Genomic DNA, 14,408 nt, shown 5'->3' with positions numbered 1-14,408 from the left:
CTGTCTCGTTAATCTATTTTGTTAATTCGATAATTTCTTTCGCGACGCGTGTATCCGCATCAAGCTTAGCCGCTTTTCGGGCATTAATGGCCAGCGTTTTTAACTGTGCTCGGTCTAAGCTACTTATCTGTTCTGTCAGTTTTTCTACACTCAATTGAGGCTGCTCAATCATATACGCTGCTTGACAGTCGACTAAGTGGTCACCATTGAGCGCTTGCTGGCGATCTTTGTGCATAAATGGAATAAAGATAGCGCCAACTCCGGCGGCCGCTAGCTCCGAAACCGTCAGCGCACCTGAACGACAAACCACAAGATCTGCCCATTGGTACGCCTCGGCTACGTCATCAATAAACTCCATCACCTCAGCCTTGCTAACTTGGTTCTGCTGGTAAAGCTCTGCCACTTCTTGTTGACTGCCTTTACCTGCTTGATGGCGAATCGTGTAACCTTCACCCAGTGCAGCCATGACTGGCGGCAGCGTGTGATTAAGGATGCGAGCCCCTTGGCTGCCCCCCATCACTAAAATTCGAATGTCACCATCACGGTCGTTGAGTCGTGTTTCTGGCGCTTCAATGTCTAATAAGTCTTGGCGCACTGGGTTGCCAACGACTTCGGCATCGGCAAAAGCGCCCGGAAATGCCTGGAACACCTTTTTGGCAATTTTGGAAAGCCACTGGTTGGTCAGCCCCGCGACGCCATTTTGCTCGTGGAGGACAACAGGGATACCCATAGTCCAAGCCGCAACGCCACCGGGACCACTGACATAGCCACCCATGCCGAGCACAGCATCAGGTTGCCAGCGCTTTAAATGCTGGCGCGCTTGGAAAATCGCACTAATGATCTGAAACGGTGCTTTAATCAGTTTAGCAATGCCTTGACCGCGCAACCCCTTCACTTTAATAAAATCAATTTCAATCCCGTGTTTTGGCACCAAGTCTGCTTCCATTCTGTCTGCAGTGCCAAGCCAGCGGACCTCCCAGCCTTGCTCTTGCAGGCGTTTTGCAACAGCCAGTCCTGGAAATACGTGACCGCCAGTTCCACCAGCCATCACCATTAAGCGTTTATTTTTCTTCATCTTGTTTCTGTTTCTTATCTGTTTCAGGCTCGCTGCTCGGTGCAGGTTCGGGCTCAATGTCTGGAAGTAGTCGACATTCATGATCCACTCGCAGCAGGATCGATACCGCCACTGACATAATGATCAAACTGGAGCCACCATAACTTATCAGCGGCAATGTTAGACCTTTAGTTGGCACCATACCCGCTGCTGCGCCAACGTTAACTAAGGTTTGAAACGCAAACCAAATACCGATGGCAAAACACAAATAGCCGCCAAAAAACTGCTGTTTTTCAAACGCACGCTTACCGATATACAGGGCTTTAATCACCAGTGCAAATACCAACATCAATACTAAGACGACACCAACAAACCCAAGCTCTTCGGCAAGCACTGCGAATACAAAGTCGGTATGCGCTTCTGGCAAGTACTCCAATTTTTGTACCGAGTTACCAAGCCCTTGTCCCATCCAGTTACCGCGACCAAATGCCATAAGTGATTGTGTGAGCTGATAGCCGCTGCCAAATGGGTCTTCCCAAGGGTCTAAAAACGACGTCACACGTCTAACGCGGTATGGCTCGACCAAAATAAGCGCAATCACCGCACTTACGCCAGCTACGAACAAAGCGATAAACTGAGAGAGTTTGGCACCGGCAATAAACAACAAGCCAAATAGAGTGACCAACATTACCACCACGGTACCTAAGTCAGGCTGTCCCAACAATAGGATGGCAAATGTGGTGAATACCATAATAGGTTTAATAAAGCCGCCAAAAAACGACTGCCTGACTTCGTCTTGCTTTCTCACCAAGTAGCCGGACATAAAGATGAACAGCGACAGTTTCGCCACCTCAGCAGGCTGAAGGTTAAACAGCCCAAGGGGGATCCAGCGAGAGGCACCGTTAACGGACTTACCGACGACGAGTACAACGATCAGCAAGAAAATGGATATCGCTAGTAAATAAGTACTGTATTTGAACCATTTAGCGATAGGGATTTGTAGAACCACAGCCGATGTGCCAAGCGCCAACACCAAAAAGATGGCATGGCGAAACATAAAGTGGAATGGCTGATCCGTCAGTCGAGAACTGATCGGAAACGAGGCTGAAGTTACCATCACCAGTCCCGTCACCATCAACCCAAACGCCAACCAAACCAGTTGTCGGTCATAAAGCGTATCTGGGGCACTGTGGGTCATCCATCCCATGGTGCGTTGTCGAATTTGATGAAACATAGTGACGAATCCGTGTTAACTAACTTGCGCTGAATAACGCTGCGCCAGATCGGTAAAGTGATCACCGCGAGCCATAAAGTTGGCAAACTGATCAAAGCTGGCGCACGCTGGCGACAGCATGACCATATCACCTTGCTCCAATTTTGGCGTGATCTCAGCCAATATATCGTCCATTGATGCAAAGTAGCGTGCACTATCGTGAAGCGGCATAAATTCCTCTCCATCGCGACCAAAACAGCACAGTTGAACATTGAGTTGTCCAAGTGGTTTGGCTAGCTCAGAAAAATCAGCACCTTTACCCACACCACCAACAAGCAAGTACAGCGTTCCTTCAAGCATTAGACCAGACAGAGCCGCAAGCGTACTTGCCACATTGGTGGCTTTGGAGTCATTGACCCATCTCACGTTCGCTTGCTCGGCCACCACCTGGCAGCGATGGGTTAACCCTCGATAAGATTTTAGACATTCCAATGCCAAGCGATAATCGATATTCGCAAGCTTAAGTAGCGCACATGCCACTAAAGCATTTGACCAATTGTGCTTACCAACGATGCTCAGCTCATCCACCGCAAGGATTTTTTCGTCGCCGTCCACCAGCCACGTGCGCCCACCAAAGACCTGCATACCGAACTGCCTAGCATCAAAGCCAAACGTCGATATTGCTGGGTGCGACTCCGTTGGGTAAGTTTCAGGTTCGTCGCGATTTACCAACACATGTTCAGCATGTAAGAAGATTCGGCGCTTAGCTTCAGCATAATCCGCCATACCTTCGTAGCGGTCCATGTGGTCTTCTGAAAGATTTAAAAACGTCGAGACTTGCGTTTTTAGTGACGACGTCGTTTCCAGTTGGAAGCTGGAGAGCTCAAGCACATAGAGATCGGCATCGAGCTCGAGTAAATCGAGCGCAGGGACACCAATGTTGCCGCCCACTCCGACATTCAGCCCAGTCGCCTTAGCCATCTCACCCGTTAGGTCAGTCACGGTACTTTTGCCGTTTGACCCGGTAATCGCAATCACGGGTTTGTCGTTAGCCCAAGCAAACAGCTCAATATCACCGATGACAGAAACGCCGTTTGCCATGGCAGCGTTAATTTCTGGCGTCGCCAGAGCAATACCCGGATTACACACTACCAAGTCAGCCTGCATCAACCAGTCTGCTTCAAAACTGCCGGTATGTAGGGCAACGCCTTGTGGCAATTGTTCAGCCCCCGGCGGATTGTCTCGACTGTCCATGACTTGAATGGTCAATGTAGGATGAGTTTTACGAAGGTGATTAACGACGGAGAGCCCGGTAATACCGAGCCCTACGACGACCACTTGCTGAATGTCTTGCCAACGTTCCATGAACAAGGATCCCTAGCCTGTTGATTAACGTACTTTAAGCGTTGCTAGACCGATAAGTACCAATACGATTGAAATAATCCAGAAGCGAACGATAACGCGCGGCTCCGGCCAGCCTTTGAGTTCATAGTGATGGTGAATAGGGGCCATACGGAAGATACGCTGACCACGCAACTTGTAAGAGCCAACCTGAAGGATTACCGACAGTGTTTCCATTACAAATACACCGCCCATGATCACCAGTACGAATTCTTGACGTACCAACACGGCAATCACACCCAATGCGCCACCAAGAGCTAACGAGCCCACATCACCCATAAAGACTTGCGCAGGGTATGTGTTAAACCAAAGGAAACCAAGCCCCGCACCGACCATCGCGGTACAGAACACCACAAGCTCAGAGGTATATGGAATGTATGGAATGTGCAAGTATGCCGCGAAGTTAACGTTGCCTGTTGCCCAAGCAATCACCGCGAAACCTGCAGCCACCAATACTGTTGGCATAATCGCCAAGCCATCAAGACCATCGGTCAGGTTCACCGCATTACTGGTACCAACAATCACAAAGTAGGTGAAGACAATGTAGAACAGCCCCATTTGCGGCATCACGTCTTTAAAGAAGGGTACGACAAGCTGTGTAGCTGCCGTGTCTTGACCGTGAGCATAAAGCGCAAATGCCACGATTAAGGCAATCAATGACTGCCAAAAATACTTCCAACGAGCAATCAGACCATCGGTGTTTTTGCGCACGACTTTACGATAGTCATCCACAAAGCCTACGGCACCATAACCAAGCAGCACGGCAAGGACGGCCCAAATATATGGGTTACTCAAGTCTGCCCAAAGCAAAACGGTAATAGAAATCGCCGATAGAATCATCACGCCACCCATCGTCGGGGTACCACGTTTACTAAAGTGCGACTCTGGACCTTCATTTCGAACAACTTGCCCAATTTGCAACATTTGTAGACGGGCAATCATTTTTGGTCCCATCCACAAAGAAATACCTAACGCAGTTAATACACTGACAATGGCTCTGAATGACAAATATTCAAACAGACGAAAAAAAGAAAAGTATGGCTGTAGTAATTCTGCAAGCCAAATGATCATGTGTATTTCTCCTTCAGTGCGTTAGCGATAGTAAACATGCCTGCACTTAGCGCCCCTTTCACCAGTAAGGTATGAGAGGTCTGGTTTAACTGTGTTAATGTGTGTTCGATATGCGCGAGCATATCGTCGTGACTTTTAAAATGCTGTCCACCGCAAAGGTCACTGATGGCTTTCGCATCCTCACCATAGGTCAAAACGTGTTCAAATGCGAAAGGTGCAGCATGTTGTCCGACTTCTTTGTGAAGTGCAAGACTTTCATGCCCTAATTCTGCCATGTTGCCCAAAATCAACCAGCGCTGAGTTTGGGTAAACTGTCCCAATAGATCAACCGCCGCCTTCATTGCTGGCACGCTGGCGTTGTAGCTATCATCAATCAAAGTGATCGAGTCGCTAAGCTTTTCAACATCAACACGACGCTTCACCTTACTTAATGATTGTAAACCGTGTTGAATTTGCTCGAGAGTTGCACCAACTTGCGTTGCCAAAGCAGCTGCGGCCACTGCGTTTGCCACATTGTGCTCACCGATGATCGTTAACTCAATCGAGATGTTGCCTGCTGGGGTGTGGAGTGTAAACAACGGACTACCAAGAGATGACAAGGTTATGTCAGAGGCGTAAAAGTCTGCGTGAACATTTTGTTTGGCGATGCGCACGACCAGTTTGTCACTCAGTACCGATTGCCAGTAGTCTCCGCCTTCACTATCAAGATTCACGAGTGCGATACCACCGGCTGGCAGTCCTTGATAGATTTCACCCTTAGCCTGTTTGACACCATCAAGAGAGCCAAAACCTTCTAGATGCGCCTCGGCCACATTGTTCACCAGCGCAACATCTGGCTGAACAAGTGCTGTTGTGTAAGCTATTTCACCAATATGGTTCGCACCCAGTTCAATCACGGCAAAGTCGTCTTGCGGTGTGGAGCGCAGCAAAGTCAATGGCACGCCAATATCGTTATTAAAGTTACCCGCGGTATACAGCACCTGACCTTTGGTCAACAAAATGCTGGCAATCATCTCTTTGACTGTCGTTTTACCGCAGCTACCGGTAATGGCAATCGTCTTGGTTTGGCAGCGCTTATGAACTTCTGCCCCTAGTTTGCCTAAAGCTTGCTTGCTATCAGCAACCACGACTTGAGCGATGGCGACATCCAACTCTCGCTCCACTATCAGCGCTGCTGCGCCCTTCTCTGCCGCTTGCTCAGCAAAGTCATGAGCATCAAAACGCTCACCAACCAGAGCAATAAACAGTGCGCCGGGTTCTATGGCGCGAGTGTCTGTGGTGACATCAGTGATACACATATCTTCGCCCACCAACTGGCCGTCAACAATGGCCGCGATGTCCGTTAACTTAAGCTCAATCATAACGTCAATCCTAATAGCTGCGCCGCGGTTTCACGGTCTGAATAGTGGATACTTTCAATTCCAATCACTTGGTAATCTTCGTGTCCTTTGCCGGCAAGTAGAATAATGTCAGAAGCTGTTGCGTGCTTCACCGCTAACTGCGCTGCATTGAAACGCTGATGCTCAACAAACGCCGCCTCCGGCGCACTCATTCCCGCCAGCATGTCTTCGACGATGGCTCTAGGATCTTCACTGCGTGGGTTGTCATCGCTCAAGATCACCTTGTCCGCTAACTGTTCAGCGATAGAGGCCATCATTGGGCGTTTGCCTTTGTCTCGGTCACCACCGCAGCCGACAACAACCCAAAGCTGACCATCACAATGCACGCGAAGAGCCTGCAAGGCTTTCTCTAGTGCATCTGGCGTATGGGCGTAATCAACCACTAGTTTAGGTTTATCATCCGTCTGAAACAGTTCCATACGACCAAGTACAGGTTGTAGCTTGGAAGCTGTATCCATCAGCGCTTGCTTGTCAAAACCAAGCGCGAGTAGAGCTGAAAACGCCAGTAGAACATTGCTCGCATTGAACTGACCAATCAGTGGAGCATCGAGTTTGCCGCTGCCAAAGCAACCATCAAACTCCACAGAGATACCACCATCACTGTACTCAACCGATGTTGCCCAAACGCCCTTTTCATTATGCTGGTGACCTTCAACGGACACAGCAATGGCATCGCTACGCGCCGAAAGCCAGCGGCGACCTACTTCGTCATCGACATTCAGCACCGCATGTTCGCAGTGGTGTCCGGTAAAGAGAAGCTTCTTGGCTGCTTCATAACCTTCCATCGTGCCGTGATAGTCTAAGTGGTCTCGGCTGAGGTTAGTGAAAATACCCAGTGAGAATGGTACAGCGGCCACACGCCCCTGAACCAGACCATGGGAGGAAACTTCCATGGCCGTGTATTGCGCGCCCTGAGCATCTAGCTGAGATAAAATACGCTGCACATCAATGGCGCTGCCCGTGGTATTTTTCGCTTCTTGCAAATCGTTCAAGAAGCCGTTGCCCGTGGTACCCATGATGGCGGCTCTATCACCGGCAAGTTCAATCCACTGCGCAATAAGTTGGGTGATGGTGGTTTTACCATTCGTCCCCGTTACGCCAATCACTTGCTGCTTGTATTGATAAAGACGCGCGGCCATCACCGACAACAAAGTGTCGAGCTGATAAATATGAACAACTGGCACACCATCAACAAGAGTCACTTCGCCATGTTTGTGCTCAGCATCGGCCTGAGCAATCACTGAATCAGCACCAGACTGAATCGCACGCTCGATAAACAGACGCCCATCGACCGTATGGCCGATGATCGCCACGAACGTATCGCCTTGCTTAATGGCACGGCTATCAAGCTCCAAGTTAGACACATTGATGGCACCGAGCGTGTCATCTGCCATCAGCTTACTGCTGTCATCAAGCCATGGTTTTAATAGCTTTGCCAATGTCAAAGAGGTCAACATTGTTTCTCACCTATTGCTGAAATTGGTTTTCGTCAGGAGCGACATTGAGTATTTGTAGCGCTCCTTTCATGATTTCGGAAAAGACAGGCCCAGCCACTGCACCGCCATAGTACTGATCGCCTTGCGGCTCATTGATCACCACCACTAAGGCAATACGCGGGTCACTCACCGGCGCAACGCCTGAGGTGATCGCTACATATTCATCACTGTAACCACCCGCTGCGGCCTTTCTTGAGGTACCGGTTTTCGCGGCAACTCGATACCCGGGAACCGCTGCTCTTGTTGCTGTGCCGCCCGGCTGGGTTACTGCCTCAAGCATATGCAGAACCGACATTGCGTAGTCATGGTCGATAACCTGCTTGGACAAGTCCTGCTGATTGCTTTCAATAATATGCACCGGCTGATACAAACCGCCGTTGCCGAGTGTGGCGTACGCGTGTGCTAACTGAAGAGGCGTGATGGAGATACCGTAACCAAAGGCGAGTGTCGCAATTTCAAACTGCGACCAACGGCGACGATTCGGGAAGATACCCGTTGTCTCACCGACCAGATTAAGACCAGACAGCTGACCATAACCAATAGAGCTGTACATTCCGAGTAGTGCCTCTAGTGGCATGTCTAAAGCCAGCTTTGCCACGCCGATGTTACTCGACTTTTGCAAGATCTTGGCTAAGTTCGCTTTCCCCACTTTCGAAGTATCACGTACTCGGCTACCACCAATCTGCATGATGCCATTTCCGGTATCGATAATGGTGTTTTCATCAGCAATACCAGCCTCAAGTGCTGCGAGTACCACAAATGGCTTAACCGTGGAGCCCGGCTCCATCGCATCGGTTATCACGCGATTGCGCATCGTAAAAGACTGGCGTGACGAGCGATTATTCGGGTTATAAGACGGCGCGTTCACCATAGCCAATACGCCACCGGTTTTCACATCAATAATAACGGCACTGCCCGACGTGGCGCGGTAATCTGCCACAGCCTGTTTGATGGCGCGATAAGCGATAGCTTGCAATCTTTGATCGACGGTAAGTTCAAGTGGTTTACCCTCTTCTCTGTCTTCAAGAGAAATATTTTCCACCACGCGACCATAGCGGTCTTTACGAATAATGCGCTTACCTGCTTCGCCGGTCAGCCATTTGTCATAACTGCGCTCAACCCCTTCAAGACCGTGACCATCGATACCGGTCACCCCTACTAAATGAGCACTCACCTCACCAGCAGGATAGTAACGTCTGGATTCCGCCTTCAGCCCTACGCCAGATAGTTTCAACTCTTTGATGTACTTCGCCATCGCGGGGCTCACTTGACGCTGCAGGTAAATAAATCGGCGTGATTTGTTTTTGTTGATTTTGGCAATAAGCGCATCGCGTTCGACACCAAGTACATCGGCAAGCGCATGCCAACGGTCTAGCTGCTTGAGTCCATCATCTTTAAAAATAGTGGCTGGATCAGCATACACTGCCTGAACAGGTACACTGACGGCGAGTGGTTCACCGTTTTTATCGGAGATTATACCGCGTGCAGATGGCAACGCTTTGACACGGACAGAGCGTAAGTCACCTTGTTTAATCAAATTGTCTGGTTCGATGACTTGGATATAACCGATACGCGCGACTAACGCGGTAAAGATAAGCAGCACGCCACCCATAATGAGGCGAAAGCGCCAAGCGATAAGCGCAGGTTGGCTTGCGGCTTGCTGAGATTGTTTCTTATTGGAAGACTTAACGACTTTTTTGCCTTTCATTTCAGGGAAACCACTACTTCCTTGTCTGCGTCTGGGCGCGTCATTTCTAACTCTTGTTTGGCCATAGCCTGAACACGGCTATGTTCCGACAGCGCATTTTCCTCAAGCAACAGGTTACGCCACTCATTATCAAGTCGTTCGCGCTCTTGAAGCGCGATATCTTTCTCATTGATAGCCTCGCGGGTGTGATGCGTTGCAAACACCACCCCCATCGCCGTTGCAAATATCATCAAAAACACGATAAGCGGAATACGGCCTACCGTGATGATATCTAAGGCAATCAGTTTCGCGAGATTATGAGTCGGTTGGTTAGACATCCCGTCATCCGTTACAGTTTTTCCGCTACACGAAGTACTGAGCTGCGTGAGCGAGCGTTCATTTCCACTTCTTGACCCGAAGGCTTGAGCGCCTTACCAATAGTCTTTAGATTTGCACTACCCAGAGCTCGAATTTGATCTTCGGTCATCGGGATCCCATGTGGCACTTGCGGTCCTTTGCTCTCTTTACGCATAAAGTGTTTCACCATGCGATCTTCGAGCGAGTGGAAGCTGATCACTGACAGTCGACCTTGTGGGGCAAGAATACTGGCCGCGCCTTTTAGCGCCGTATCGATCTCTTCAAGCTCACTGTTGATGTAGATTCGAAATGCTTGGAAAGCACGTGTCGCTGGGTGCTTTTTCTCTTTAAAGCTCTTAGGTGCGGCTTCAGAGATCAGCTTTGCCAACTGGCCGGTACGCGTAAGCGGCTCTTTTTCTTCATCTTCACGATGCGCCACGATCGCTTTAGCAATACGGCGAGCATGTTTGTCTTCACCAAACTCGCGGATCACCCAAGTAATGTCATCAAGATCGGCTTGCGCTAACCACTCAGAGACAGGCATTCCAGATGTTGGATCCATACGCATATCAAGCGGGCCATCTTTCATGAAGCTAAAGCCACGCTCAGCATCATCAAGCTGTGGCGAAGAAACGCCTAAATCAAGCAACACACCGTCCACTTTACCTACGAGATCATAACGCTCTGCGTATTCTGCCATGCCAGAAAATGGGCCATGGATGATGGTAAAACGCGGATCATCGATCTTTTTTGCTTCCTCAATCGCCGTCGGATCGCGGTCAATACTAAATAGGCGACCGTTTTCACCCAGTTGTGAAAGAATTTGACGACTGTGACCACCGCGGCCGAACGTTCCATCAATGTAAGTTCCATCCGGTTTGATCGCTAGACCATCAATGGATTCGTGAAGTAGTACCGAAATGTGTTGAAAGGATTCGCTCATGGGTGATCTCGAGAGTTGCTTAGCAAAGACGACAAGTTTACTGATTTCCTTCAGTAACGTCATCTGGTTAAGTTCAGCCTATCGTAAAGATAGGTGATAAAAAAGCAAAAAACCCATCACAAAATCAATTTGTAATGGGTTTTTCTATAATAGGTGAAGTTGACCTGTACGCCGGGTTCTGTATCCGCCGAAGCGGTGATAGCCATTCGTCTAGGCCAGCAATCGCTCACTGGCTCGAGCAACCTACCCGCCTCCATACGCGAGCAACGCAATGTGGAGGCCTATTTGGTCTTGCTCCGGGTGGAGTTTACCTTGCAACGAACTATTGCTAGTCGCCCGGTGCGCTCTTACCGCACCCTTTCACCCTTACCTGTGCTCCTTCCGAAGAAATGGAGCCATCGGCGGTCTTCTCTCTGCTGCACTTGTCGTGGGCTCGCGCCCCCCAGGCGTTACCTGGCACCCTGCTCTGTGGAGCCCGGACGTTCCTCCCCTCCGTCAGTCTCCCCCAAGACAAGCTCAAGGGGACGTCAACGAAGCAGCGACTATCCAGTCAACTTCAGGGCGCGGATTGTAACTAAGCGAGCGTGATTACTCAATGTTTTTCTAGGATAAGTTTTCTAGACCCCATTTATACAGGGCATTCTTTTTGAGGTTATAGATTTCAGCCGTCGCTGCTGCCGCTTTTTTCAGTGGTAAATCTTTCACCAAAATAGCCAGTGTACGTGTCGCCTCATCTGGCAATTCTTCATTCACAGGCTCGCGATGGCCGTGAATCAATAGCACCATCTCACCGCGCTTGCGGTTATCATCTTCTTCAATCCACGCAATCAACTCACCGAGTGGCAAACCTTGAATGGTTTCATAGGTCTTGGTCAGCTCGCGCGCCAATACCACCTCACGTTCAGGCCCCAGCACTTCAAGCATATCGGCAAGAGACTCGGTAATTCGATGTGGTGATTCGTAGAAGATACAGGTGCGTTCAGCTTTCGCGATCTCCATGAACTTATCTTTACGGCCTTTGCTTTTCGCTGGCAAAAAGCCCTCAAAGCTAAATCGGTCAGAGGGTAAACCAGATGCGCTAAGCGCTGTAATCACGGCACACGCCCCTGGTAATGGCACAACTTTAACGCCTGCCTGACGACATTGAGTCACCAAATGATACCCTGGATCGCTGATAAGCGGTGTGCCAGCATCAGAGACCAATGCGATGGATTCACCCGCAAGCAGTTTATCGACTAAAACTTGCGCTTTTTGCTGTTCATTGTGATCATGCAACGCAAATGTTCTAGTTTGAATATTGAAGTGAGACAGAAGCTTACCCGTATGGCGCGTATCTTCAGCAGCAATAATGTCGACGCTATGGAGTACATCCAGCGCTCTTTGTGTGATATCACCGAGATTTCCAATCGGTGTCGGTACAATAAAGAGCGTTGGTTGCTCAATATAAGTAGTTTTGTTGCTTGTCATTTGTTTACCAGCACTTCAACGATTAATATAATGATTTTACACGAATAGTGATTAAAGAGCTCATGGCAATGATGAACCCAAAGAGAAATAGTGTAACACGCCTACTGACTCCAATTGCATTGGCTTTGTCCATTGCCGCCTGTTCTTCGCAACCAAGCGCCCCGGCGAGCGTTGATATCACCCTAGCGCCGAGTGCCTCCTCCGAAACCTATTTGATGCGTGCGGACGCAGGTCAAGATGGATTTGCAAACGAATGGTTGATCTTGGCATTTAAGGCATCGATTCAAGAAGGGAACTACGAGCAGGCTCAAAGACTCTCTAATCGACTCGCCAAACAAAATCTCACTACGGTTCAGCAAGCGGAGTGGCAACTTGCACGCGCCGAGCTAAACCTTGCGCAAAATAAAGCGGAAGAGGCGTATCTCCAACTGAGCTTCCCTGTTGAGTGGCCGCTGGCGCAACAACAATGGCAGCGTTACCATCAATTACGCGCACAAAGCCTTGCCGCCATGGGTAACTACTTTGACGCCAGCCGCGAACTGATTGCTCAGGCAGGCTTTAGTGCTAGAGACCTGCAAGAGGTGATCAACGCGCAAATTTGGCAGTACATGAACCAGTACTCCGCGCAAGACCTATCAACCTTGGTTGCCCAGCCAAATGAAGAAGTACTGGATGGCTGGTTACAACTTGCCACCTACATGAAAGGCATGTCGGCCAGCTTGCCACAGCTACAAAACACGCTAAACAACTGGCTAGCTGAAAACCCGAATCACCCTGCAGCAATTTATACGCCGCAAAGCATTTACGATATTCTCAACCTAGAGATCGCGTCACCACACAGCACAGCACTGCTGCTGCCACTTTCTGGCAAATATGCAAAACAAGCTCAACTGGTGCGCGACGGCTTTATGATGGCGATGATGGACGATGAGGTGCGCGACCCAGAAGCCATTTTCACCGTGATTGACACCAATGAAGCGAGCCCAGCAGATATCAAAGCGAAGCTCGTAGCCAATGGTGTCGATTTCATCGTTGGCCCACTGGTCAAAGAAAACGTCGAGAAGCTGCAACAAGCTCAGCGTGACTCAAAGACACCAATTCCAGCCTTGGCATTGAACATTCCCAATGAGATAGAGCCAACACAAATGATGTGTTACCTCACTCTATCTCCAGAGCAAGAAGTTGCCCAAGCAGCCCAACACCTGTCAGCTAAGCAATATGCTTATCCGCTCATCATTGCGCCGCAAGGCTCACTGGGTAACCGCGTAGCGAAAGCGTTTGAAGCAGAGTGGGCAAAAGTGAGTGACAATAAAGTTGCTGTGGCACAATACGCCAACCGAGCACAGTTACAGAAAACCATCAACAATGTGTTTGGCCTGCAAGAAAGTCAGCAGCGCATTGCACAAATGGAAACACTTACTGGCATGAAGCTTGAAAATCAACCACGTAGCCGCCGTGATATTGATTCTGTATACATCGTCGCGAATAATGCCGATCTAACACTTATTAAGCCGTTTATTGAAGTAGCAATCAATCCAGATGCCAAACAGCCTCAATTGTTTGCTGACTCCCACAGCCACACAGAAAAACGTCAATATGAAGACCTAACCGGCGTGGTTTACAGCGATATTCCGCTACTAGTAGAGCAGAATGCAGAACTCGATGCGCAAATGACCAAGTTCTGGCCTAAGAGCTCTAACGCCGAAAAACGTCTGCAAGCACTGGGGATGGATGCTTACACGCTGACAAAAGAACTACCTCAGCTGAAAGCGGTACAAGGTTACTCTGTCGATGGGCAAACAGGTGCACTGACTATTGACCCTAACTGTGTGGTTCAACGTCAGATTGCTTGGGGTGTATACGGTGAGCAACCGGCAAACCCGCCTGTGACAGATCAGGAAGCGAGCGAAACTCAGGATGAGACAAGCGATGACACTACTGCCGTGGAAGCGCCAATCAGCGAGTAAACGCGCCGTTGGCAAACGTTATGAGGAGCTGGCCAAAGACTATCTCGGTCGTCAGGGGTTGGTTCCTCTATCAGAAAACTTTACGGCAAAATGCGGTGAAGTTGACCTGATCATGCAAGATAAGTCGAGCATTGTGTTTGTAGAGGTCAAATACCGACGCAATCAATGTTATGGTAGCGCCCAAGAAATGGTGACGCGAGCCAAAGCTAAGAAGCTCGAAAAAGCCGCCACACTGTGGCTTCTCAAAAATGGCCTATCGCCATACGAGACCGAATTTCGATTTGATGTCGTTGCCATTCACGAACAAGGCAATGACATCAACTGGATAAAAAACGCCATCACTCAAGGATAA

At 49.4% G+C, this 14,408-nt stretch carries 12 protein-coding genes and 1 other RNA gene; 2 read left to right on the top strand and 11 right to left on the bottom strand.

From position 1 onward, the window contains the following. Nucleotides 1–13: 13 nt before the first annotated feature. From murG to rsmI, 11 genes are all read right to left on the bottom strand, one after another. Nucleotides 14–1,075 carry an undecaprenyldiphospho-muramoylpentapeptide beta-N-acetylglucosaminyltransferase gene (gene murG / locus ACJB0T_RS09285; RefSeq protein WP_479288766.1) on the bottom strand — a complete coding sequence of 354 codons (1,062 nt, stop codon included), beginning with the start codon at nt 1,073–1,075 and terminating at the stop codon, nt 14–16. After that, nucleotides 1,062–2,288 carry a cell division protein FtsW gene (gene ftsW, locus ACJB0T_RS09280; protein WP_479288765.1) on the bottom strand — a complete coding sequence of 409 codons (1,227 nt, stop codon included), beginning with the start codon at nt 2,286–2,288 and terminating at the stop codon, nt 1,062–1,064. The genes murG and ftsW overlap by 14 nt, the downstream gene beginning before the upstream one ends. A 15-nt stretch (nt 2,289–2,303) precedes the next feature. Then, nucleotides 2,304–3,632, bottom strand: a complete 1,329-nt coding sequence (gene murD, locus ACJB0T_RS09275) for a UDP-N-acetylmuramoyl-L-alanine--D-glutamate ligase (protein ID WP_479288764.1) — start codon at nt 3,630–3,632, stop codon at nt 2,304–2,306. 24 nt (nt 3,633–3,656) lie between these two features. Beyond that, nucleotides 3,657–4,739, bottom strand: a complete 1,083-nt coding sequence (gene mraY, locus ACJB0T_RS09270; RefSeq protein WP_479288763.1) for a phospho-N-acetylmuramoyl-pentapeptide-transferase — start codon at nt 4,737–4,739, stop codon at nt 3,657–3,659. Continuing rightward, complete coding sequence (locus ACJB0T_RS09265; protein WP_479288762.1) at nt 4,736–6,100, bottom strand: UDP-N-acetylmuramoyl-tripeptide--D-alanyl-D-alanine ligase; 1,365 nt, start codon at nt 6,098–6,100, stop codon at nt 4,736–4,738. Before ACJB0T_RS09265 ends, mraY begins: the two co-directional genes overlap by 4 nt. After that, nucleotides 6,097–7,596, bottom strand: a complete 1,500-nt coding sequence (gene murE / locus ACJB0T_RS09260) for a UDP-N-acetylmuramoyl-L-alanyl-D-glutamate--2,6-diaminopimelate ligase (protein ID WP_479288761.1) — start codon at nt 7,594–7,596, stop codon at nt 6,097–6,099. The genes ACJB0T_RS09265 and murE overlap by 4 nt, the downstream gene beginning before the upstream one ends. A gap of 10 nt (nt 7,597–7,606) precedes the next feature. After that, entirely contained in the window at nt 7,607–9,343 is a 1,737-nt protein-coding gene (locus ACJB0T_RS09255) for a penicillin-binding transpeptidase domain-containing protein (protein ID WP_479288760.1), read from the bottom strand. After that, a complete protein-coding gene (ftsL, locus tag ACJB0T_RS09250; RefSeq protein WP_042501227.1) occupies nt 9,340–9,660 on the bottom strand; it encodes a cell division protein FtsL in 321 nt (106 codons plus the stop codon). Before ftsL ends, ACJB0T_RS09255 begins: the two co-directional genes overlap by 4 nt. A gap of 11 nt (nt 9,661–9,671) precedes the next feature. Further along, nucleotides 9,672–10,622: a 16S rRNA (cytosine(1402)-N(4))-methyltransferase RsmH gene (rsmH, locus tag ACJB0T_RS09245; RefSeq protein WP_479288759.1), complete on the bottom strand. Its 951-nt coding sequence runs from the start codon at nt 10,620–10,622 to the stop codon at nt 9,672–9,674. Between the two features lie 151 nt (nt 10,623–10,773). Continuing rightward, nucleotides 10,774–11,180, bottom strand: an RNA gene (rnpB, locus tag ACJB0T_RS09240) — RNase P RNA component class A. 45 nt (nt 11,181–11,225) lie between these two features. Beyond that, nucleotides 11,226–12,089 (bottom strand): 16S rRNA (cytidine(1402)-2'-O)-methyltransferase, encoded by an 864-nt coding sequence (gene rsmI, locus ACJB0T_RS09235; protein WP_112459863.1) that lies wholly within the window; start codon nt 12,087–12,089, stop codon nt 11,226–11,228. A 62-nt stretch (nt 12,090–12,151) separates the two neighbouring features. On the opposite strand from rsmI, the gene ACJB0T_RS09230 reads away from it, so the two are divergent. Beyond that, on the top strand, nt 12,152–14,056 hold the full coding sequence (locus ACJB0T_RS09230; RefSeq protein ID WP_479288758.1) for a penicillin-binding protein activator: 1,905 nt from the start codon (nt 12,152–12,154) through the stop codon (nt 14,054–14,056). After that, a complete protein-coding gene (locus tag ACJB0T_RS09225; protein ID WP_479288757.1) occupies nt 14,019–14,408 on the top strand; it encodes a YraN family protein in 390 nt (129 codons plus the stop codon). Before ACJB0T_RS09230 ends, ACJB0T_RS09225 begins: the two co-directional genes overlap by 38 nt.

It is taken from the genome of Vibrio sp. CB1-5 (genome assembly GCF_059412285.1).
The sequence above is the reverse complement of the archived record's forward strand: the minus strand, read 5'-3'. Positions and strand labels throughout refer to the sequence as shown.